Source organism: Actinomadura rugatobispora (assembly GCF_042656285.1).
GTDB lineage: Bacteria > Actinomycetota > Actinomycetes > Streptosporangiales > Streptosporangiaceae > Spirillospora > Spirillospora rugatobispora.
This window is the reverse complement of the sequence record NZ_JBHSON010000008.1, coordinates 81,756-103,934: the sequence shown is the minus strand read 5'-3', so window position 1 is coordinate 103,934 and position 22,179 is coordinate 81,756. Positions and strand designations below refer to the sequence as shown.

Below are 22,179 nucleotides of genomic sequence, written 5' to 3'. Positions count from 1 at the left end.
TGGGGGCTCGCGGCGGACCCGCTCCTCGCTGCCTGCCCGTCCCTCCGCTCCGCTGGCGCTCCGCTCCGGGCCGGACAGTTTTCGCGGTCGCCGTTGCGGTTGCTGCGGGGTGAGCGAGTCATTGTGGAGGGGCGGTCCTCCATCATGAATAGAAGCGGGAATCCGGGGAACGGTCGAGGCTGCGATCGCGTCTTAGGGCTTGTGGTTCGGGCGGCCGGTTGCGGCCGAGCGGGACTCAGCTGCAAGTTCATGCGGTGCTGTGCGTGATCTTGCGTGGGGCCGGTTCCAGCGCGGGCTGAACGGGGTAGGAGTCCCGTTGGGACCGCAGGTGCGCAGTTTGCCCACGTGAAGCCGGTTCATCCGGGCATGCGACGCGCCGACGGCGAACGTTGACCACACCCTGACCGGCACCTACCGTGCTGGTGGAACACCCGTGGCGTCAATTCGTCAAACCCCCTTGACGAAGCCCCATGGGCTGATAGAAGCCGGAGGTCCGCGTGGCGGTGAGCAGCGGCGAGGGCAAGGCGACCCCCGACAGGCAGATGGCGTCTCGGCGCGCCGGAGAGCAGGGCCTGCTCTTCGACACCGAGGTGTCCGCGCCGCCCGAGGACGTGGGCTACCGCGGGCCCACGGCGTGCGCCGCCGCCGGGATCACCTACCGGCAGCTGGACTACTGGGCGCGGACCGCGCTGGTCGAGCCGAGCGTGCGGGCCGCGCACGGGTCGGGCAGCCAGCGGCTCTACAGCTTCCGCGACATCCTGGTCCTGAAGGTCGTCAAGCGGCTGCTGGACACCGGGGTCTCGTTGCAGCAGATCCGGACGGCGGTGACGCATCTGCGCGACCGCGGCGTCCGGGATCTGGCGCAGATCACGCTGATGAGCGACGGCGTGAGCGTGTACGAGTGCACCTCGGCCGACGAGGTGGTGGATCTCCTCCAGGGCGGCCAGGGGGTCTTCGGGATCGCGCTCGGGCGTGTCTGGCAGGAGGTGGAGGGGAGCCTGGCCGAGCTCCCCGCCGAACGCGCCGCCACCGACGACCCCGACGAGCACCCGCACGACGAACTGGCCCACCGGCGGCGCGCCCGCAAGACGGGCTGACTAGATCGCCTCTTTGCGCTGGAGGTAGGTGAAGGCCGCCCACCCCGGCAGCACCGGCAGCCACAGCGTCAGCAGCCGGAAGAGCAGCACCGCCGAGGTCGCCGTCTCCGCCGTGAGCCCGGAGATCGTCAGCGCCACCGTGAGGGCCGTCTCCACCGCACCCAGGCCGCCGGGGGTGGGCGCGGCCGACCCGACCGCGTTGGCGGTCAGGAAGACGACCACCACCGCCGTCCAGGGCAGCGACCCGCCGAACGCGCGGATCGAGGCGTCCAGGCACACCACGAACGCGACGGTCAGCAGCAGGCTCCCGCCCAGCCCGGTGATGATCTTCTTCGGCGACTGCAGCACGTCGACCAGCCGGGGGACGACGCCGGAGAACATGCTCTTCAGCCGTCCCGCCGCGAACCGCCGCACCCGCGGGATGGTCAGCGCGACCCCGGCCAGCACGGCCAGCGCCAGCAGCACGATCACGATCGTCCGGGACGGCGCGAGGTCGCGGGTGGCGGTGTTGACCGAGCCGGTGACGAACCCGAACACGATCAGCAGCAGGATGTGCATGACCATGCCCATGAGCTGGGACGCGCCGACGCTGGCGACCGCCGGCCCCGGCCGCACCCCCGAACGCTGCAGGTAGCGGGTGTTGAGCGCGACGCCGCTGACCGCGGCCGGGGCCACCAGCTTCACGAACGACGCCGCGACCTGCGCCAGCACGGTCTGGCCGAGCGGCAGCTTCTCGGGGACGAAGCCCATCAGCATGAACGCGGCGGCCAGGTAGGTGAGCGCGGCGGCGGCCAGGGCCACCCCCATCCACCACCACTCGGCGCCCGCCACCAGCCGGACCGGGTCGACGCTGCTGAGCTGCGGGACGACGATGTAGGCCGCGACCGTCAGCGCCACGATGCTGAAGATGGTGCGGGGCCGGAAGCGCTCGAGCCGGATCGGCGGCGCCTCGCTCTCCGGCTTCAGCCGCACGATCTGCTCGCGGATCCGGGTGAGCAGCTCGCGGTCGTGCCGCAGCGCCGCGCGGGTGTCGCGGGACAGCGCCACCCGCTGCAGCAGCGGCACCGCGGCGGCCAGCGCCTGCTCGCCCAGCACCTCGACGGCGGTGCGGACCGCCCGCTCGGGCCCTGCCCGCAGCGCCAGGGTGGTCAGCAGCTGCGCCAGGTCCAGGCGCAGCGCCAGGTCGCCGGCGGCGATCTCGCCCGAGCGCAGGTCGGTGAGGTACGCGTGGCCCCGGTCGGAGATCAGGATGGCGCCGCCCTCCAGCCGGCGGTGCGCCAGCCGGGCCGACTGCAGCCGTTTGAACTGCCCCCAGACGTCGGTGAGGACCGCGTCGGTGAGGTCGTCGTCGGGGACGGCGTCGAGCGGCGCGCCGGGCACGTACTCGTAGGCCATCAGGGCCGCCTCGGTGCCGACCTCGCAGGTGCCCACCAGCCGGGGCGTGCGGGCCCCGGCGGCGTCGACCGCGTAGGCCATCAGCGACTCCTGCTCCAGCGAGCGGCGCAGCGAGCGCACCGGGCGGCGGGGGGCCGCCTCGCGCAGCCGGACCAGCCGCCACACCCGGTACAGCACGCCGGCGGTCTGCTGGTCGCGGTCCAGGACGCGGACCTCCAGCTGCCAGTCGCCGCGCGGCAGCGCGACCCCGGAGGTGTCGGTGGGGACGGCGCCGGGGGCGTGCGCGACGCTGACCCCGTAGCGGCGGACCTCGGGCAGGTCGTCCGGCTGGAACCTCTGGGCCCGGACGGTGCGCAGCCCGAGGCGTTCGAGGGCGGCGACGACCGCGAGGCCGGGCGGGCGCGGGTTGGGGGTGCCGACGGCGTAGAGCGTGCCGTGGCCGATGGCGTTGCCCAGGAAGTAGGTGGCGGCCAGCGCGGCCACCGAGGCGTAGGCGGCGGTCAGGCCGGTGAGCGCGGCCAGCCCGATCATCGACCAGGTGGCGGCCTGCCAGCGGGTGCGGCCGGCCATCCCCACCGCGCTGACGAACGCGATCACCGGGGCGATGTCGGTGTGCACCGGGGCGGTGTCGGTGCCGCCCCAGATGAGGGAGTCCAGGACCCCGCCGGGCGCGGAGGTGATCACCAGGTCGTCCAGCAGGATGGTGACGGCGAACGCGATCACCGCGGCCAGCAGCGCGATCGCGACCCGCGTCCCGTCCTTGTGGAACAGCCGCTCCACCGCGAAGGCCACCGGCACCGCCAGCACCCCGAAGCTGGAGGCGATGGTGGCCAGCGTGAGCAGGAAGAGCGGGGCGTGCGCGGTGGTCTCGGAGATGTCGGTCTGCAGGCCGTGCGTGGCCTGCGGGGCGAACGACACCAGCAGCATGACCGCGCCCAGCCCCGCGAGCGAGGCGGCGAAGCGGATGGCGTCCGAGGGCCTGCGGATCCGGTCGGGCCGCGGCGGCTCGTCGACGGGCACGGCCGTGGCGGCCTGGCCGGGCCGCGCCGCCGCGTCCTCGCGCTCGTCCTCGTGCTCTTGCCGGTGGGTCTGTGTCACGCCCACACCGCCGTCCGGACCCTTCACTGTGATCAGCGTCCCGGGAGGGGCGTCGCGCCGTCGGGCGCGGCGCCCGCTCCGACCGCTCGCACGTTCAAGGTGATTCGTACCCTCCTGGCCCCCGCGGCCCCCATTTTTCGGGGCCGTCGCCGGACCCCGCGGAGAAAGGGCGCCGCCCGCGCCCCGACCCGCCGTTCGACCAAGCGCTCGTACGGCAGGTCCCTTCCCCGTGAGCTGTGGGCAATCGTACTGGTCCGTAGCCACCCGAGATCAACGGTTCGGGGCCGGTGGCGGACGTCCGCGGCACCTCCGCCGCCCGTGACCGGGGCCCGTCACGATCGTTCCGCCCGGAGGTTGGATAGGCTTTCGGGGGAAAGATGCCGTCGACCCTGTGCGGGAGAGACTCCACGCAGCCAGCGTGGGGCGCCGAAGGGGCAACCCTCCCCGGAACCTCTCAGGCAAAAGGACCGCTCGGGCGAGGCACCTCTGGAAAGCAGGCGTGGCCCCCATCGCAGGGGGAACGGGCCTCACCGAAGGGGCAAATCCCGTACCGCGGGCGAATCTCTCAGGTGCCGATGACAGAGGGGGAGACCGCCGCCGGCCCGGCAGGGCGCGGTGGCGGCCCTGAGCGACCGCAGAAGCCCAGGAGGCTCCCCACGATGACCGACCAGTACTTCGCCCCCGTGGCCTCGCCGCAGCAGCACCGCTCGGCGTTCGCCGACCGGCACATCGGGCCCGCGCCGGCCGACCAGGACCGGATGCTGGCGGCCATCGGCTACTCCGGAGCCGAGGCCCTGATCGACGGCGCGGTGCCCGCCGCGATCCGCACCGGCCGGCCCCTCGACCTGCCGCCCGCGCTGAGCGAGACCGCCGCGCTGGACCGGCTGCGCGAGCTGGCGTCCCGCAACACCGTGCTGACCTCGATGATCGGGCTGGGGTACCACGGCACGATCACCCCCGGCGTCATCCTCCGCAACGTCCTGGAGAACCCCGGCTGGTACACCGCCTACACCCCGTACCAGCCGGAGATCTCCCAGGGCCGGCTCGAGGCGCTGCTGAACTTCCAGACCGTGGTGAGCGACCTCACCGGGCTGCCGGTGTCCAACGCGTCCATGCTGGACGAGGGCACCGCCGCCGCCGAGGCGATGGCGCTGGCGCACCGCGTCTCCAAGCGCAAGGAGCCGGGCACGTTCCTGGTGGACGCCGACGCGCTCCCGCAGACGATCGAGGTCGTGCGCACCCGCGCCGTCCCGCTGGGCATCGAGGTCGTCACCGCCGACCTGGCCGGGGGCCTGCCCGAGGGCGACTTCTTCGGCGTGCTGCTGCAGTACCCGGGGGCCTCCGGCGCGGTCCGCGACCTGGCCCCGGTGAGCGCGCAGGCGCACGAGCGCGGCGCCCAGGTCGTCGTGGCCGCCGACCTGCTGGCCCTCACCCTGCTGCGGCCGCCCGGCGAGTCGGGCGCCGACATCGCCGTGGGCTCGGCGCAGCGGTTCGGCGTCCCGTACGGGTTCGGCGGCCCGCACGCCGGCTACATGGCGGTGCGCGAGGGCATCCAGCGGCAGCTCCCCGGACGCCTGGTCGGGGTGTCGGTCGACGCCGACGGCGCCGCCGCCTACCGGCTGGCGCTGCAGACCCGCGAGCAGCACATCCGCCGCGAGAAGGCCACCAGCAACATCTGCACCGCCCAGGTCCTGCTGGCGGTCATGGCGAGCATGTACGCCGTCTACCACGGGCCCGAGGGGCTGGCGGCGATCGCCCAGCGCGTCCACCGGCACGCGCGGACGCTGGCCGCCGGGCTGCGCGGGCCGCTGGGCGTCGAGGTCGTGCACGACCGCTTCTTCGACACCGTCCTGGCCCGGGTCCCGGGCCGCGCCGCCGAGGTCGTGGAGCGCGCCCGCGAGGGCGGGGTCAACCTGCGCCCGGTGGACGCCGACCACGTCGCGATCGCCTGCGACGAGACCACCACCGGCGAGCACCTCGGCGTCGTCTGGCGCGCGTTCGGGCTGGAGGGCGCGATGTCGGGCGGGGCGGAGGGCGACGGCCTGGGCGGGCTGCGGCGCGAGAGCCCGTACCTCACCCACCCGGTCTTCCACCAGCACCGCTCCGAGACGGCCATGCTGCGCTACCTGCGCAGGCTGCAGGACAAGGACATCGCGCTGGACCGGTCGATGATCCCGCTCGGATCCTGCACGATGAAGCTCAACGCCACGGCCGAGATGGAGCCGATCACCTGGCCGGAGTTCGCGAACATCCACCCGTTCGCCCCGGTCGACCAGGCCCGCGGCTACCTGGAGCTGATCGGCGAGCTGGAGGACCGGCTGGCGGAGATCACCGGCTACGCCAGGGTGTCGGTGCAGCCCAACGCGGGCTCGCAGGGGGAGCTGGCCGGGCTGCTGGCCATCCGCGGCTACCACGCCTCGCGCGGCGAGGAGCACCGGAACATCTGCCTGATCCCGTCGTCGGCGCACGGCACCAACGCCGCCAGCGCGGTGATGGCCGGGATGAAGGTCGTGGTCGTCACGTGCGACGACGGCGGGAACATCGACCTGGACGACCTGCACGCCAAGATCGGCAAGCACGGCGAGCGGCTGTCGGCGATCATGGTGACCTACCCGTCCACGCACGGCGTGTTCGAGGAGACCATCACCGACGTGTGCGCGGCCGTGCACGCGGCCGGCGGCCAGGTCTACGTCGACGGAGCCAACCTCAACGCGCTGGTCGGGCTGGCCCGTCCCGGCGAGTTCGGCTCCGACGTCTCCCACCTCAACCTGCACAAGACCTTCTGCATCCCGCACGGCGGCGGCGGCCCCGGCGTCGGCCCGATCGGCGTCCGCGAGCACCTGGCGCCGTTCCTGCCGAGCCACCCGCTGCGCGACGAGGCCGGGCCGCGCGACACGGGCGTGGGGCCGATCTCGGCGGCGCCGTGGGGCTCGGCGGGCATCCTCCCGATCTCCTGGGCCTACATCGCGATGATGGGCCCGGACGGGCTGCGCGCCGCCACCGAGAGCGCGATCATCGCCGCCAACTACCTGGCCGCCCGGCTGGGCCCGCACTACCCGATCCTCTACACCGGTCGCGACGGGCTGGTCGCGCACGAGTGCATCGCCGACCTCCGCAGGATCACCAAGGAGACCGGGATCACCGCCGAGGACGTGGCCAAGCGGCTGATCGACTACGGCTTCCACGCCCCCACCCTGTCGTTCCCGGTGGCCGGCACGCTGATGATCGAGCCCACCGAGAGCGAGGACCTGGCCGAGCTCGACCGGTTCTGCGACGCCATGATCGAGATCCGGCGGGAGATCCAGCGGGTCGCCGACGGCGCCCTCGACCGCGACGACAATCCCCTCAAGAACGCCCCGCACACCGCCGCGAGCCTGGTCACCGAGGACTGGAAGCACCCCTACACCCGCGAGGAGGCGGCCTACCCGCTGCCCGCTCTCCGGGACGGGAAGTACTGGCCCCCGGTGCGCCGCATCGACCAGGCCTACGGCGACCGCAACCTGGTCTGCTCCTGCCCGCCGCCGGAGGCGTTCGAGGACTGACAGTGTTCATTGCATGCGCGAGCTGCGCTCCTCGCCTGGGGGCTCGTCGCTTGTCGCGCCTGCGGCGATCGCTGCATCGCTCCGAACTCGCCTGGCGGCTCACTCCGCGATCAGGTTCTCGCTCCGCTCGCACCTGCCTTCGGACGCGATCGCAGCGCCTGAGCGACCGTTCGGGGCTGGACTGAGGGGCTGAGCTCGTCACTCGGGCGATTTCGTCGATCATGCCCGCGGATCCGGGTGTCGTCCCGGCGCGGGCGGCCCCGCCGTCGGTAGGCTCGGGACACCGACCCGACCCCCAGAGGCGGAGCATGAGCGACACCCCGGACCCGGCCGACCCGGCGCGGCTGTGCGAGGAGGCCAGGCGGCTGGCCGAGACGGGCGAGCCCGGCCGGGCCGCCGCCCTGTTCGAGAGGGTGCTCGCCCTGGGCGACACCCCGTTCCGGGCCCAGGCGGCCCTCGGCCTGGCCGTCGTCCTGGACGACGGCGGCGACGTCGAGGGCGCCCGGGAGGCCGACCGGGAGGCCATCGCGACCGGCGACCCGGAGTACGGGCCGCGCGCCGCGTACCACCTGGCGCTCACCCACGAGCGCGCGGGCGAGCACGAGCAGGCCGGGCCGGCCTGGCGGGCCGTGGTCGACTTCGGCAACCCGGCCTACCTGCCGCCGGCGCTGCTGGCCCTGGCCCGGCTCGCCGACGACCAGGGCGACTTCGAGACCGCCCGCGGCCGCTGGGAGGACGCGGTCGGCACCGGCGACGCCGAGTACGGCCCGGTCGCCGCGCACGACCTGGCGCAGCGGCTGCTGGAGCGCGGCGAGCCGTCCCGCGCCCTGCGGATCCTCACCGCCGGGCTCAGGCTGATCGACCGGGAGACCGCCCCCTACGCCTACACGCGGCTGGCCGTCGCGACGGGCATCGCCCACCTCGACCAGGCGATCGGCGCGTTCTCGGCGGCGCTCGGCGAGCCCGGCGCGGCCGCCGACGGCGAGGTCGGGCCGCTGGCGGTCGAACTGCTGGCGCGGACGCTGCCGCTGCGCGGCCGCGGCGCCGAGGCCCGCGAGGTGTGGCGGCGCGGGCTGGCCGATCCCGGCGTCGCCGGCCAGGTCCGGGCCCGGCTGCGCCGCGACTTCGCCCCCGACGACGAGGACGCGGCGGACGCCGATCCCGCCGACCTGTGGTGGGAGCCGGTGGTCGAGCAGTCCGTGTCCGAGGGGACGCTGCCCGCGCTGGCGGGCGAGGCGTTCGGCGCGCTCGACCACATGTACGCGCTGCTGGCGGTCCGGTACGCCCGGCGTCCCGAGCCGCGCGCGGGCGAGGCCGGCGAGGCGCAGGAGGTGCGCGAGGCGCAGGAGGTCATGGGCCAGGCGGTCCGGGTGCCCAGCGACTACGCCTGGGGTCCGCTCCTGCACGAGAGCTTCGCCGAGCGGCTGCGGCTGGCGATGGGCGACCCCGAGCCGGCGCTGCCGCCGGGCTGGCCCGACGTCGAGCCCGTCCCCGAGACCTGAGTCGAGGCGTCGCCGCCGGGGCTATCCGGCGACGGCGGCCTGCGCGATCACCTTGGTGATCCGCACCCGGACCAGGTACTCGCCCGGGACGGCGTTGCGCGTCCCGAACTCCTCGGCCCGGTCGGCGCCCATGTACCGGGCGCCGAGGGCCGTGGACCAGCGGCGCAGCTCGTCCGGGTCCTCCGAGACGCTCGCCTCGCCCAGGATCGTCACGAACGAGTAGGGCGGGGTCTGGTCGTCCACGGCGACCGACATGCGCGGGTCGCGGCGGACCGCCTTGCCCTTGACCCCCGTTCCGTGCGTGGTGAACACCAGGTCGTCGCCGTCGAGCACGAACCAGACCGGGGTCACGTGCGGGCTTCCGTCGGCCCGCGTCACCGCGAGCTTCCCCGTGCGGGTGCCCTCGGACACGAAGGCGCGCCATTCGCTGTCGGTCATCTTCCCCATGCGGCCAGTCTGCCGTACGCGATCACGCGCGGGCGGGGCCCGGCGCCGGCGTGTCGCCCCGCACCGGCTACCGTGAGTGACATGGAGATCGTGACGGGGCGGGGGCCCGCCGAGCTGACGCTGGACGAGCCGGACGGCCCGGAGGGCGCGGCGTTCCTGCTGGTCCTGACGCACGGTTCGAACGGCGGCGTCGACGCCCCCGACCTGCTGGCCGTGCGGGAGGAGGCGCTCGGCCTCGGCGGGGCGGTGGCGCGGGTGCTGCAGCCGTTCCGCGCGGCCGGGCGGCGGGCGCCCGGCTCGGCGGTCCGCCAGGACGAGGACTGGCTCCAGGTGATCAAGGTCCTCCGGGACCGGTACGGCGAGGTGCCGCTGGTGCAGGGCGGCCGCAGCAACGGGGCGCGGGTGGCCTGCCGGACGGCCGGGGCGGCCGGGGCGAGCGGCGTGGTGGCGCTGGCGTTCCCGCTGCACCCGCCGGGGAAGCCGGACCGGTCGCGGGCCGGCGAGCTGCGCGAGGCGCGCGACGCGGGCGTGGAGGCGCTGGTGGTGAACGGGGACCGGGACCCCTTCGGGATCCCGGATCCGGCGGACGCCGCCGAGGTCGTCGTGCTGCCCGGCGAGCGTCACGAGCTGGCGAAGGACCCCGCGGCGGTGGGCGCCGCGGTCGCGCCGTGGCTGCGCCGCTGGTGCGCCGCGGCCGGATGACCGCGCGGCGGTGCTCGATGGGGAGGCGGGTCGGAGGAGTGAGGGTCGAGACGAAGGACCCGTGCTCCCTCCGGGCCCTGGACGGGCCCAGAGGTTCCGGGCGGGCGGGCTGGCCCCCGAGGAAGATCACCCAGTTGGACTAGTCCCGGCCCGTCAGGGCCGGTCCCCCTGGTCAGGCGGCGGACGGCTCCGGGAGGTCCGTCGGCCGGTGCGGTGCGATGATTCCCCCGTCGGGCAGCAGCTCACCGGTGTCCTCGAAGAGCACGACGCCGTTGCACAGCAGGCTCCACCCCTGCTCGGGGTGGGTGGCCAGGGTGCGGGCGGCCTCGCGGTTCGGGCCGTCGGCCGTGGGACAGGGCGGCTGGTGCGGGCACATCGGCGTGCCTCCGGTCTGGTACTCGGTTGCGGTCGTCTGTTCTGACGCACCTCAGTGTGGAACGGTTCGCCGCCCCCGGCCATAGCCCGTTGGGACGGTTGTCCCGTGGTACCGAAGTACCGCGCGGCTGTGACCCGTCTCACCCTGCGGTGCCAGGCCCAGCGTCCCCCGCTTCGGAGAACGGCCGGAGACCGACACGCCGACCGGACGAGAAACGTTTCCCCAGAATCCGTGTGAGGGCCGGGCGGCGTCCCCCGCCGCTCTACGATGACCCACGGGGGTCGGCCTTGGGGGAGGTGAACCGTGATGCGCGTCGCGCTGTTCGTCGCGTGCTTCAACGACGCGATGTTCCCCGGCACCGGCCGCGCCGTCACCGTCCTGCTCGAACGGCTCGGGCACGAGGTGACGTTCCCGCCGGGCCAGACCTGCTGCGGTCAGGCCCACTGGAGCACCGGCTACCACCGGGAGGCCGCCGACCTGGCGCGCGGGTTCGCCGCGGCGTTCGGCGACGGCGATGTGATCGTGACCCCGTCGGCGTCGTGCGCGGCGACCGTGCGGCACGCCTATCCGCGCATGGCCAGGGCGGCCGGTGACACGGGGCTGGCCCGCGCCGCCGAGGACCTGGCCGTGTACGAGCTGTCGGAGTTCCTGGTCGACGTGCTGGGGGTGACCGACGTCGGGGCGGCCTTCCCGCACCGGGTCGCCTACCACCCGACCTGCCACTCGCTGCGGACGCTGCGGGTGGGCGACCGGCCGCTGCGGCTGCTGCGCGAGGTCAAGGGGCTGGAGCTGGTCGACCTGCCGGCGGCCGAGGAGTGCTGCGGGTTCGGCGGGGCGTTCGCGATGAAGAACGCGGACGTGTCGGTGGCGATGGTGGCCGACAAGGTGCGGCGCATCCAGGAGACCTCCGCCGACGTGCTCTGCGCCGTCGACAACTCGTGCCTGGCCCACATCGGCGGGGCGCTGTCGCGCCTGCGCGGCGGCGTGCGCGTCCTGCATCTGGCGGAGATACTCGCCGGAACGGAGGTCACATGACGGTGCCCTCCGACGACTCATCCGGCAGAACGATGACCTCCTCCTCAAGCATGGGTCCGGGCTCCGGCGCGGGTTCCGGCGGGGGCGCGGGCGGCGGATCCGCGCGGCCCGCGGCGCCCAGGTTCGCCGACGCCGCCCGTACCGCGCTGGCCGATCCCGGGCTGCGCCGCAACCTGGCGGCCGCCGCCGCCGCGATGCGGGCGCGCCGCGCCGCAGCCACCGCGGCCACCGCCGACTGGGACGAGCTGCGCGAGGCCGGGCGCGCGATCAAGGACCAGACCCTGCTCAACCTCGACTCCTACCTGGAGGAGCTGGAGCGCTCGGTCACCGAGGCGGGCGGCGTGGTGCACTGGGCCGCCGACGCCGCCGAGGCCAGGCGGATCGTCACCCGGCTGGTCCGCGGCACCGGGGAGGGCGAGGTGCTCAAGGTCCGCTCGTCGGTGCTGGGGGAGATCCGGCTGGACGACGCGCTGGACCGCGCCGGGATCACCGTCCACGAGACCGGCCTGGGCGAGCTGATCGTGGGCCTGGACGAGGACGACGCCCCGTCCCATCCGCTGTTCCCGGCCCTGCACAGGAACCGGGCCCAGATCGGCGAGCTGTTCGCCCGCGGGCTGCCCGGCGCGCCCGCCGACCTGGGGGCCGATCCGGCGGCGCTGGCCGAGGCCGCGCGCGCCCGGCTGCGCGGGCGCATGCTGCCGGCGCGGGTCGCGGTCTCCGGCGCCAACTTCCTGGTCGCCGAGACCGGCACGGCGGTGCTGGTGGAGTCGGAGGGCAACGGCCGGATGTGCCTGACGCTGCCCGACACGCTGATCACGGTCGCGGGCATCGAGAAGGTCGTGCCGGCCTGGGCCGACCTGGAGGTCTTCCTGCAGCTGCTGCCGCGTTCGGCGACGGGGGAGCGGATGAACGCCGCGACCTCCACCTGGACGGGCGTCACCCCGGGCGACGGGCCGGGCGCCTTCCACCTGGTGCTGCTGGACAACGGCCGCACCTCCGTGCTGGCCGACGAGGCGGGCCGGGCCGCGCTGCGCTGCATCCGGTGCTCGGCGTGCCTGGACGTGTGCCCGGTGTACGAGCGGACCGGCGGGCACCCCTACGACGCGGTCGCGGGCGGCTCACCGGGGAGGGGGCAGGGTGCCGTCTACCCGGGGCCGATCGGGGCGGTGCTGACGCCGCACATGCGGGGCGTGGAGAGCGCGGCCAACGCCTCGCTGACCTACGCGTCCACGCTCTGCGGGGCCTGCTCCGACGTCTGCCCGGTCAAGATCGACATCCCGGATCTGCTGGTCCGGCTGCGCGGGCAGGTGATCGAGTCGCGCCGGCGGCGGCCGGTGCCGACCCCCGAGCTGGCCCTGATGCGCACGCTGGCCTGGACGATGGGCGACCGCCGCCGGTACGAGGCGGCGCTGCGCCGCGGCACCCGCTGGGCGCGGCTGCTGTCGCGCGGCGGCCGGATCCGCCGGCTGCCGGGGCTGCTCGGCAAGTGGACCGACGCGCGGGACGTGCCCGCGCCGCCCCGGCAGAGCTTCCGCGCCTGGTGGGCGTCCCGTCCCGGCGGCGCGGCGGGGGAGCGGCGATGAGCTCCCGCGACACGGTGCTGGGCCGGGTCCGCGACGCGCTGGGCGCGGCGCGCGGCACGCGGGTGCCGATCCCGCGCGGCTACCGGCGCCGGCTGACCGGCGCGGAGGCGCCCACCCGCGCCGACGTGCTCGCGCTGTTCACCGAGCGGGTCGCCGAGCAGCGCGCCTCGGTGCGGCACGTGAGCGCCGACGAGCTGCCCACCGCGATCGCCGCGGCGCTGTGGGGCCGGGAGGCCAAGCGCATCATCGCGCCCGCCGACCTGCCGTTCGGCTGGCTGGCCGGGCTGGAGGGCGTGCAGGCGCAGGCCGACTCGCCGGTGGTGGACCCGGGCACCCTGGACGGCCTGGACGGCGTGGTCACCGGCTGCGCGGTGGCGATCGCGCAGACCGGCACGATCGTGCTGGACGGCGGGCGGGCGCAGGGCCGCCGGGCGCTGACGCTCGTCCCGCCGTACCACCTGTGCGTGGTGCACGCCGACCAGATCGTCGGCACGGTGCCCGAGGCGGTCGCCCGGCTCGACCCGGCGCGGCCCCTGACCTGGATCAGCGGCCCCGCCACGACCGGCGAGATCGAGCTGGAGCGCACCGAGGGGCTGCACGGCCCGCGCGTCCTGGACGTCTTCGTCGTCGAGGACTGACCGCCGCCGGGCTTTCAGGGGTTGAGCCCGGCCAGGACGAGGTCGAGGCCGGCCAGGAACCGCGCGTCCCAGTCGACGGGGCCCTCGGGCACGGCGGCCGTGCCGGCGGGCTCGGGACCCTCCGGGCCGCCCGGTGTCGTGCCGCGCACCTCCATCGCGGCGTGCCCGATGACGTAGGACAGCAGCGTGTGGGCGGCGACGGCGGCCGTCCGCTCGGGGATGCCGCCCTGCCGGAGGATCTCCCTGAGCGAGGCGGTGGTGCCGGCGAGCGCGGCCGGGTTGCGGCGGGTGACCAGCAGCGGCAGTACCCCGGCGTGGGTGAGGAGGCGCTCGCGGTAGGCGCGGGCCCAGCCGCGCAGCGCCTCCCTCCAGCGGGTGGCGCCGCGCCCGGTGGCCGGCGCGTCGGCGGGGACGGCGGCCACGTGCGTGACCAGGGCGTCCAGGAGCTGTTCCTTGCCTCGGGGGAGGTGGTGGTAGATCGCCATCGCCTCGACCTCGAGCGCGTCGCCGAGCCGGCGCATGGTGAGACGGCCGAGCCCCTGGCCGTCGATGATCTGGAGCGCGGCCTCGATGATGCGCTCGGTGGACAGCGGGGCGCGGTGCTTGGCGTTGAGCGCCGGTTGCCGGACCATGCCGCAACCTTACTGCGTAAAGGACGCGAGTTGGGTGTCCCCCCGCGCAACACGCCGGGCCCGAGCGTACGCTGTCACCGACCGGATGGGAAGACACGCCGGGTGCGCCCGGCCGTCGCGAGCGGCCGGGGGAGCGCCGGCCGCAGGATCGTGAGGAGCACCGCTATGCCGCTGGGCCGCCGGATGAGCAAGGACGTCGCGGAACTTTTGGAGGCCGACCGGGTGCTCGCCGAGACCTACCGCGAGCGGCTGGCCGGGGCCACCGAGGCCGAGGCCGCGCTGCGCGCCGCCCAGGGCGCCGACTCCACCGACACCGGCGCGCGCGCCGAGGCGGTCGCGTTCGACCAGGCGCTGACGGCCGTGCTGCAGGCGGCCGAGGCCGCCGAGCGGGTGGCGGCGGGGCCGAAGGTGTACGCCGCCGAGGGGGCCGACGCCAAGACGCGCCGCGCCGCCGAGATCGCGCTCCGGCGCTCCAAGGCGAAGACGGCCGTCCGGCCCTGGACCGACGAGGTCGACCGCCTGCGCACCGCCCGCGAGGCGCACCGGCTGAGCTACCGTGACGTCCCCGCCGCGGCCGTCTGAGCGCGGCCCGGCGGCCCGGCGACGCGGTGACACGGCGTCACCGGGTGGCACCGGCCGCCGAACTCTGAGAATCTACCCACCCGGGGGGATCGGGGAGGCCCCGGGGAGGGTCACACGTACGGGATGGGCCGGGGGCCGGCCGCCATCGTCCGGACGTCGTCGCGATCGCGGGGGGAAACTGTGGAGCGCACGCCGCCTGACCGGCATCGCGTGCTCGAGTCCTACGAGGACGGGGTGCGGGCCGTCCGCGCGCTGGCGGCCCGGGTTCAGGACTGGGAGGCGCCCACCCCCTGCGCCGACTGGCTGGCGATCGACCTGGCCGGCCATCTGCGCTGCGTGGCGGAGAACTTCCTGGAGTACCTGCAGGACGCGCCCGACAGCAGGCTGGCCAAGCTGTTCGCCCGGGACGCCGTCGCGGCCGTGCTGATCCGCCAGCAGGCCCGGCAGAACGCCGCCGAGCTGGCGGTGCTGCCGCCGGAGCCGGGGCCCGAGCGGATCATGGCGTTCACCGTGTCGGCGGGCGCGTACGCCGACCTGATGCCCGACATGTGGGACCGCACCCACCTGATCTACCGGGGCACCAAGTACACGGTCGGCGACCACGCGGGGGCGGCGTGCGTGGAGTGGCACCTGCACGCCTGGGACCTGGCCCGCGCCATCGGGGCCGACTACCGCCCGGCCGACCCGGGCCTGCTGGTGTCGGCGTGGCACTGGGGCGTCCCGCACCTGCCGCTGGCCTCGGGCGACGCGTGGGAGTCGGTGCTGCGGGCCTCGGGCCGCTCGCCGAACTGGCCCGACGGGGCGTCCGAGCAGGAGGGGTCGTCCTAGCCGGCGGACCGGCCGGACTCTGAAAAGGCCGAGGGCGCCTTCCCTGGAGGCTGGGAAGACGCCCTCGGCGCGGGCCGGGCCGATACGGGTGGGGGATCAGACTCCGGCCAGCTTCCGCGGGTGCGTGCGCAGGTAGACCAGCCAGGTCAGCGCGAAGCACAGCGCGTAGAAGGCGATGAAGGCGATGTAGGCGCCGTCCCCGGTCTTGTAGGTCAGGAACGACTGCCGGAAGGCGATGTTGACCAGTACGCCGCCGAACGCGCCGATCGCGCCCGCGATGCCGATCAGCGCGCCGGCCAGCCGCCGCGCCTCGTGCTCGGCCGCCTCCGGGTCGCCGCCGTTGGCCACGCCGAGCTGCGCCTTGGCGCGGAAGATCGCGGGGATCATCTTGTAGGTCGACCCGTTGCCGACCCCGCTGAACACGAACAGCAGGATGAACCCGGTCAGGAACAGCGGGAGCGACGCCTGCGCGGAGGCCAGCAGCACCACCCCGGCCGCGGCGGCCATGGCCACGAAGTTCCAGAACGTCACCTTCGCCCCGCCGATCCTGTCGGCCAGCAGGCCGCCGACCGGGCGGATCAGGGAGCCGAGCAGCGGGCCGAGGAAGGTCAGGTAGGCGGCCTCGATCGGAGTGTCGAAGTCGGCCTTGAACTGCACCTGGAGCACCTGGCCGAAGGCGAAGCCGAACCCGATGAACGAGCCGAACGTGCCGATGTACAGCACCGACATGATCCAGGTGTGGGGGTCCCTGCACACGTCCCGCATCGCCCGCTTGTCGTTGCGGGCCTGGGACAGGTTGTCCATGTAGAGCGCGGAGCCGAGCGCGGCCAGCACGATGAACGGGATGTAGATCCCCGCGACCAGGCCGGGGCTGCCGTTGCCCACGGTGGCCAGCACCAGCAGGCCGACCAGCTGGACGACGGCGACGCCGAGGTTGCCGCCGCCGGCGTTGATGCCCAGCGCCCAGCCCTTGAGCCGCTGCGGGTAGAAGGCGTTGATGTTGGCCATCGAGGAGGCGAAGTTGCCGCCGCCGACGCCGGCGACGGCCGCCAGGAGCACCAGCGTGGTGTAGGAGACGCCGGGCTCGATGAGGAAGGCGGCCAGCGCCGAGGGCACCAGCAGCAGCGCCGCGCTGAAGATCGTCCAGTTGCGCCCGCCGAACCGGGCGACGGCGAAGGTGTAGGGGATCCGCAGTGTCGCGCCGACGAGCGCCGGGACGGCGGTCAGCGTGAACTTGCCCGCGGGGTCGATGCCGTAGGCGGGGCCCAGGAACAGGACCAGCACGGACCACAGCGTCCATACCGAGAACCCGATGTGCTCGGAGAAGATCGAGAAGATCAGGTTGCGCCGGGCCGTCCTCGCCCCGCCGCCCTGCCAGAAGTCGGGCTCCTCGGGCCGCCAGTCATCGATCCAGCGGCCCTTGAGGCGGGTCAGCGGATAGCCGCGGCCTCTGGGTTTGACGTCGGTGGTGACGGTCATCGGGGACTCCTCGTGGTCGATGTGCCGCCACCGAAGTTAGGAGCCCCGGATTTCGCAGGTGTGTGTCATGTAATGCGGCAGTGATAATTCCACTGCACCGCGTGCCCGCCCGCGCTGTGAGGTCGTGCGCGGCGGCCGGCCCTGGTTCTCGCCTGGTCAGGGCCTGGTCAGGGCACGCTCAGGCGCGGTCTGCCACCAGGTCGGCGGCCCGCGGCTGGGAGGCGCGGGCGCAGTGGGCGCAGCAGTACCAGTGCCCGTCGACGTCGACGCCGTGGCCCAGGATCCGGCACTGGCAGTGCTCGCAGATCGGCGCCATCCGGGTGATCGCGCATTCGAACGAGTCGAAGGTGTGCACGGCGCCCTGGGCGTGCACCTCGAAGCTCATCGCGTAGTCGTTGCCGCAGACCTCGCAGGCAGCCATGTGGACGGTCCTCCCCCTGGAACGTGGTCCTCTGCTGCCGCACCTACCCGTTCAGGGCGAGGCTACCCCGGCGGCGGCGCCGAACGAGGGCGTGCGGCCGTCCTCGAGGTAGACGGCGCGGCCCTCGGCCATCCCGCGCAGGCTGGGCGGCATCCGCCGGGCGATGTGCGGCGGCGCCAGCTCGGCCACCTTCTCGGGGGAGACCAGGACGTGGTCGGACAACTCGTCGGGCGGCAGCCGGATCGCGCCGATCTGCGCGGCGGTGATGGCCCCGGCGAAGACGAAGACGTTGACCGCGTCCACGCCGTCGCGGGGCGGCCCCCAGTCCACGCAGACCAGTCCGTCCAGGCGGGGGACCAGGCCGAGCTCCTCCTCGCATTCGCGCACGCAGGCGGCCAGCGGGGACTCGCCCGCCTCGATGACCCCGCCGGGCAGGAACCAGCCCTCCTTGTAGGTGGGCTTGACCAGCAGCACCCGCCCGAGATCGTCGAGGAGCAGGGCCGCGGCGGCGCCGCGGGTGCGCGGCAGCGAGGCGTAATAAGCAGCGTCGGGCATGAGTCGAGATTAGGCCGCGCGGGCCCGCCCGTCCGTGCGTTCGGCGGTGGTCGGGGCCGGTTCGCGCGCCGGTCCGGCGGGCCGCCGCCGATCCGTTCGGTTACCGGGCGGGGAGCGCCGAATGGGCATTGACAATGGTCGACAACGCTTGACACGTGATCGTCAACGTGCCGCGGCACGTGCTCCGGCCTGGCCGGGGACCGTTCCCGCGCACCGGTCTTGACCTTGGTGAACGGCGTCGCGTGAGCGGCTTTTAACACCCGGGTCACATAGGGGACCCAGACGCGAAACGGGGCCCGCACACTCTCGGGGCCATGACCGATACTCCGACGCACTGTCCCTACTGCGCGTTGCAGTGCGGCATGTCGCTGGTCGACGACGGAGCGGAGGCGCCCGCCGCCGGCGGTGCGGGCGGTGCCAACGGCGTCGGCGGTGCCAACGGCGTCCACGGCGGCGCGCGGTCGCTGCCGCCGCGCACGGTGCCGTTGCGCGTGGTGCCGCGCGAGGACGTGCCGGCCAACCGCGGCGGGCTGTGCCAGAAGGGCTGGACGTCCACCGAGATGCTGGCCGTCCCGGACCGGCTGACCTCCCCGCTGATGCGCGCCTCGCGGGACGCCCCGCTCGAGCCGGTCACGTGGGACCGGGCGCTGGACCGGATCGTGTCGGAGATCACACGGGTGCAGGGCGCGCACGGCCCGGACGCCGTCGCGGTGTTCGGCGGCGGCGGCCTGACCAACGAGAAGGCCTACCAGCTGGGGAAGTTCGCCCGGATCGCGCTGCGCACCTCGCAGATCGACTACAACGGCAGGTTCTGCATGTCGTCGGCCGCGGCGGCCTCGGGCCGCGCGTTCGGGATGGACCGCGGGCTGCCGGGGCCGATCACCGACCTGGGCCGGGCCGGGGCGATCCTGCTGGCCGGCGGGAACGTGGCCGAGACGATGCCGCCGTTCATGCGGCACCTCACCGACGCGCAGAAGGCGGGCGGGGCGCTGATCGTGGTCGATCCGCGCCGTACGGCCACGGCGCGGCAGGCCAACCTGCACCTGCAGCCGACGCCGGGCACCGACCTGGCGCTGGCCAACGGCCTGCTGCACCTGGCGATCGTGGAGGGGCTCCTGGACGAGGCGTACCTGGCGGCGCGCACCTCGGGATTCGAGGCCGTCCGCAGGGTGGTCAACGCCTACATGCCGGAGCGGGTCGAGCGGATCACCGGGGTGCCGGTGCCGTACATGCGCGAGGCCGTGCGGCTGCTGGCGCGGGGCGAGCGCTCCTACGTCCTGACCGCGCGCGGCACCGAGCAGCACGCGCGGGGCACCGACATGGTGACCGCGTTCATCAACCTGGCGCTGGCGCTGGGCCTGCCGGGCCGGGAGGGCTCGGGGTACGGCTGCCTGACCGGGCAGGGCAACGGCCAGGGCGGCCGGGAGCACGGGCAGAAGGCCGACCAGCTCCCCGGCTACCGCAAGATCGACGATCCGGAGGCCCGCGCGCACGTGGCGGCGGTGTGGGGGGTGGACCCCGCGGACCTGCCCGGTCCGGGGCGTTCGGCCTACGAGCTGCTGTCGGCGCTGGGCACCGACGGCGGGCCCAAGGCGATGCTGCTGTTCGGCTCCAATCCCGTGGTGTCGGCGCCGCGGGCGTCGCAGGTGGAGGAGCGGCTGGACGCGCTGGACTTCCTGGCCGTCGCCGACTTCGTGCCCTCCGAGACCGCGCGCCGCGCCGACGTGGTGCTGCCCACCGCCCAGTGGGCGGAGGAGGGCGGCACGATGACGAACCTGGAGGGCCGCGTCCTGCGGCGCAAGCGGGCGCAGCGGCCGCCGGAGGGGGTGCGGACCGATCTGGAGATCCTGGCCGTGCTCGCCGACCGGCTGCACGCCCCCGGCACCTGGAGCGAGGAGCCCGCGGAGGTGTTCGAGGAGCTGCGCGAGGCCAGCGCGGGCGGTCTCGCCGACTACTCGGGGATCACCTACGAGCGGATCGAGAAGGAGGGCGGCGTTTTCTGGCCGTGCCCTTCCGAGGAGCATCCGGGCACGCCGCGGCCGTTCCTCGACCGGTTCGCCACGCCCGACGGCCGCGCCCGGATGACCCCGGTCGAGCACGGCGGCGCCGCCGAGGACGTCGACGCCGACTACCCGGTGTACCTGACCACGGGCCGGGTGCTCGCCCAGTACCAGAGCGGCGCCCAGACCCGCCGGGTGCGGCCGCTGGCGGAGGCGGCGCCCGAGGCGTTCGTGGAGCTGCACCCCGATCTGGCCGGGCGGCTGGGCATCGCCGAGGGCGCGGACGTGCGGGTGGCCAGCCGCCGCGGCGCCGCCACCGTGCGGGCGCGGCTGAGCGACGCGATCCGTCACGACACCGTCTTCATCCCCTTCCACTGGGCGGGCGAGGGCAGGGCCAACCTGCTCACCAATCCGGCGCTGGACCCGATGTCGCGGATGCCGGAGTTCAAGGTCTGCGCCGTCCGCCTCGAGCCGCTGGGGTCCCCGGACGCCGGAGCGGCGGAGCCCCGGGCCGTCCCCACCCCGATCGACGAAGGAGCCGGTACGTGATCAGCGAAGCCGACGGGCCGGCGGCCCGGTCCCGCGGGATCGTGGTCGTGGGCAACGGGATGGCCGGGTCCAGGCTGGTGTCGGAGATCCGCGCGCGGGACCCGCGGGTGCCGCTGACGGTGTTCGGCGCCGAGCCGCGGCAGCCCTACAACCGGGTGCTGCTGTCCAACGTGCTGGCCGGCGTGACCGGTCCGGACCAGATCGGCCTGGTCGATCCGGCCTGGTACGAGGCGAGCGGCGTGGACGCGCGGCTGGGCGTGGAGGTGGTCGGCATCGACCGCCGGGCCAGGGTCGTGCACGGCTCGGACGGCAGCGCGGTGCCGTACGGGACGCTGGTGATGGCGACCGGGAGCAGCTCGCTGGTGCCGCCGATCCCGGGCACCGAGGACGGGCTGCCCGGCGGCGCGGTGACGTTCCGGACCCTGGACGACTGCAGCGCGATCATCGACGCGGCGGCGGGAGCGCGGCGGGCCGTGGTGATCGGCGGCGGGCTGCTGGGCATCGAGGCCGCGCGCGGGCTGGTGGGCCGCGGCCTGGAGGTGACGGTGGTGCACCTGGCCGGGCACCTGATGGAGCGCCAGCTCGATCCCGGGGCCGGGAAGGTGCTGGCCCGCACGCTGAGCAGGCTGGGGATCCGGGCCCGCGTCGAGGTCAACGTGACCGCGCTGCGCGTGGTGCGGGAGGCGTCCGGGCCGCGCGTGACGGGGGTGGAGCTGGCCGCGCCGGGCGGCGGCGGGGACGGGCCCGAGGCCCTGGACGCCGATCTGGTCGTGCTGGCGTGCGGAGTGCGGCCCGAGGTTGGGATGGCGCGTGCGGCCGGGCTGGAGGTCGACCGGGGGATCGTGGTGGACGAGATGCTGCGGTCGGTGTCGGATCCGTCGGTGCGCGCGATCGGCGAGTGCTCGCAGTACGGCGGCACGGTCTACGGGCTGGTGGCGCCGGCGTGGGAGCAGGCGACGGTGCTGGCCGACCTGCTGACCGGCGCTGACGCGCGGGCCCGTTTCACCGGGGCCCGGCAGATCACCCGGCTGAAGGCGGCCAGCGTGGACCTGGTGGCGATGGGGGAGACCCACCACGGCGACGACGATCCCGGCGTGGAGGTGATCCAGTTCGCCGACGCCAGCCGCGGGACGTACAAGAAGGTGACGATCCGCGAGGACCGGGTGATCGGGGCGATCCTGCTGGGGGAGACGAGCACGGCGGGGACTCTGACCCAGCTGTACGACCGGGCGGCGCCGCTGCCGGCCGATCGGCTCAGCCTGTTCTTCCCGGGGATCGGCGGTGCGCAGCCCGCCGATTCGCCGGTGCGGATGCCGGACGCGGCGACGGTCTGCCAGTGCAACAACGTCACCAAGGGACAGATCCGGGCGTGCTGGGAGAAAGGCGCACGAACGGCGGACGAGGTGGCGGCGCGGACCCGGGCGAGCACCGGCTGCGGCGGCTGCCGGGACGCCCTGGAGGGCATCGTGGCCTGGCTGGGGGAGCAGGACTCCGTTCCCGCCGGGTGAGCCCGCGGGGCGCGGGGAATCGGGACGAGGGCCCGTCGCGGGCCCGGTCGAGAAGTTCGGCCGGGCATCGCGGCGGGTTTTCGCCTATTCGGAAAGATGCGCGGAAATTTTGCCGTGTTGATTGCGGGATGACCACGATTCGATTTCGAGGTGAGCGTCTTTTAACACGCCGGTGACAAAGGGGACGCAACCGCGAAACGGCTCCTGCTG

At 74.5% G+C, this 22,179-nt stretch carries 18 protein-coding genes and 2 riboswitches; of the genes, 11 read left to right on the top strand and 7 right to left on the bottom strand.

From position 1 onward, the window contains the following. The first annotated feature begins 497 nt into the window (after positions 1-497). On the top strand, positions 498-1,097 hold the full coding sequence (locus tag ACFPZN_RS07750) for a MerR family transcriptional regulator (protein ID WP_378281117.1): 600 nt from the start codon (positions 498-500) through the stop codon (positions 1,095-1,097). On the opposite strand, the gene ACFPZN_RS07745 is transcribed toward ACFPZN_RS07750, so the two are convergent. Then, positions 1,098-3,590, bottom strand: a complete 2,493-nt coding sequence (locus tag ACFPZN_RS07745; protein WP_378281116.1) for a lysylphosphatidylglycerol synthase domain-containing protein — start codon at positions 3,588-3,590, stop codon at positions 1,098-1,100. It lies immediately after the preceding gene. A gap of 384 nt (positions 3,591-3,974) precedes the next feature. Further along, positions 3,975-4,070, top strand: a riboswitch (glycine riboswitch). After that, positions 4,071-4,182: riboswitch (glycine riboswitch) on the top strand. It begins immediately after the preceding riboswitch. A gap of 67 nt (positions 4,183-4,249) precedes the next feature. Here ACFPZN_RS07745 and gcvP point away from each other — a divergent pair. Together gcvP and ACFPZN_RS07735 are read left to right on the top strand one after the other, a co-directional pair. Next, positions 4,250-7,132, top strand: a complete 2,883-nt coding sequence (gene gcvP / locus ACFPZN_RS07740) for an aminomethyl-transferring glycine dehydrogenase (RefSeq protein WP_378281115.1) — start codon at positions 4,250-4,252, stop codon at positions 7,130-7,132. A gap of 308 nt (positions 7,133-7,440) precedes the next feature. Further along, positions 7,441-8,634 carry a tetratricopeptide repeat protein gene (locus ACFPZN_RS07735; protein WP_378281114.1) on the top strand — a complete coding sequence of 398 codons (1,194 nt, stop codon included), beginning with the start codon at positions 7,441-7,443 and terminating at the stop codon, positions 8,632-8,634. A gap of 21 nt (positions 8,635-8,655) precedes the next feature. Here ACFPZN_RS07735 and ACFPZN_RS07730 read toward each other — a convergent pair whose 3' ends face one another. Next, a complete protein-coding gene (locus ACFPZN_RS07730) occupies positions 8,656-9,081 on the bottom strand; it encodes a PPOX class F420-dependent oxidoreductase (protein WP_378281113.1) in 426 nt (141 codons plus the stop codon). 81 nt (positions 9,082-9,162) lie between these two features. On the opposite strand from ACFPZN_RS07730, the gene ACFPZN_RS07725 reads away from it, so the two are divergent. Further along, a complete protein-coding gene (locus tag ACFPZN_RS07725; RefSeq protein ID WP_378281112.1) occupies positions 9,163-9,783 on the top strand; it encodes an alpha/beta hydrolase family protein in 621 nt (206 codons plus the stop codon). Between the two features lie 172 nt (positions 9,784-9,955). Here ACFPZN_RS07725 and ACFPZN_RS07720 read toward each other — a convergent pair whose 3' ends face one another. Then, positions 9,956-10,159, bottom strand: coding sequence for a DUF5999 family protein (locus tag ACFPZN_RS07720; RefSeq protein ID WP_378281111.1), 204 nt, complete (start codon positions 10,157-10,159; stop codon positions 9,956-9,958). A 306-nt stretch (positions 10,160-10,465) separates the two neighbouring features. On the opposite strand from ACFPZN_RS07720, the gene ACFPZN_RS07715 reads away from it, so the two are divergent. The 3 genes from ACFPZN_RS07715 to ACFPZN_RS07705 are packed head-to-tail and all read left to right on the top strand — an operon-like array spanning position 10,466 to position 13,415. Further along, entirely contained in the window at positions 10,466-11,194 is a 729-nt protein-coding gene (locus ACFPZN_RS07715) for a (Fe-S)-binding protein (protein WP_378281110.1), read from the top strand. Beyond that, positions 11,191-12,777 (top strand): lactate utilization protein B, encoded by a 1,587-nt coding sequence (locus tag ACFPZN_RS07710; protein ID WP_378281109.1) that lies wholly within the window; start codon positions 11,191-11,193, stop codon positions 12,775-12,777. Before ACFPZN_RS07715 ends, ACFPZN_RS07710 begins: the two co-directional genes overlap by 4 nt. Further along, positions 12,774-13,415, top strand: coding sequence for a LutC/YkgG family protein (locus tag ACFPZN_RS07705; protein WP_378281108.1), 642 nt, complete (start codon positions 12,774-12,776; stop codon positions 13,413-13,415). Before ACFPZN_RS07710 ends, ACFPZN_RS07705 begins: the two co-directional genes overlap by 4 nt. 14 nt (positions 13,416-13,429) lie before the next feature. Here ACFPZN_RS07705 and ACFPZN_RS07700 read toward each other — a convergent pair whose 3' ends face one another. Next, positions 13,430-14,047 carry a TetR/AcrR family transcriptional regulator gene (locus tag ACFPZN_RS07700; protein WP_378281107.1) on the bottom strand — a complete coding sequence of 206 codons (618 nt, stop codon included), beginning with the start codon at positions 14,045-14,047 and terminating at the stop codon, positions 13,430-13,432. Positions 14,048-14,212: 165 nt separating this feature from the next. Between ACFPZN_RS07700 and ACFPZN_RS07695 the strand changes: the two genes are divergently transcribed. Then, complete coding sequence (locus ACFPZN_RS07695; protein WP_378281106.1) at positions 14,213-14,629, top strand: plectin; 417 nt, start codon at positions 14,213-14,215, stop codon at positions 14,627-14,629. Between the two features lie 210 nt (positions 14,630-14,839). Further along, positions 14,840-15,457, top strand: a complete 618-nt coding sequence (locus tag ACFPZN_RS07690; RefSeq protein WP_378281105.1) for a maleylpyruvate isomerase N-terminal domain-containing protein — start codon at positions 14,840-14,842, stop codon at positions 15,455-15,457. 96 nt (positions 15,458-15,553) lie between these two features. On the opposite strand, the gene ACFPZN_RS07685 is transcribed toward ACFPZN_RS07690, so the two are convergent. The 3 genes from ACFPZN_RS07685 to ACFPZN_RS07675 form a co-directional block, all read right to left on the bottom strand. Further along, a complete protein-coding gene (locus tag ACFPZN_RS07685) occupies positions 15,554-16,936 on the bottom strand; it encodes a nitrate/nitrite transporter (protein ID WP_378281104.1) in 1,383 nt (460 codons plus the stop codon). A 178-nt stretch (positions 16,937-17,114) separates the two neighbouring features. After that, positions 17,115-17,357, bottom strand: coding sequence for a hypothetical protein (locus tag ACFPZN_RS07680; RefSeq protein ID WP_378281103.1), 243 nt, complete (start codon positions 17,355-17,357; stop codon positions 17,115-17,117). Positions 17,358-17,408: 51 nt separating this feature from the next. Continuing rightward, complete coding sequence (locus ACFPZN_RS07675) at positions 17,409-17,912, bottom strand: NUDIX domain-containing protein (protein ID WP_378281102.1); 504 nt, start codon at positions 17,910-17,912, stop codon at positions 17,409-17,411. Positions 17,913-18,226: 314 nt separating this feature from the next. On the opposite strand from ACFPZN_RS07675, the gene ACFPZN_RS07670 reads away from it, so the two are divergent. After that, positions 18,227-20,461: a molybdopterin oxidoreductase family protein gene (locus tag ACFPZN_RS07670; protein ID WP_378281101.1), complete on the top strand. Its 2,235-nt coding sequence runs from the start codon at positions 18,227-18,229 to the stop codon at positions 20,459-20,461. Further along, the gene (locus tag ACFPZN_RS07665) at positions 20,458-21,969 is read left to right on the top strand and encodes an FAD-dependent oxidoreductase (protein WP_378281100.1); all 1,512 of its coding nucleotides are present in this window, start codon (positions 20,458-20,460) and stop codon (positions 21,967-21,969) included. Before ACFPZN_RS07670 ends, ACFPZN_RS07665 begins: the two co-directional genes overlap by 4 nt. The last annotated feature ends 210 nt before the right edge of the window (positions 21,970-22,179 follow it).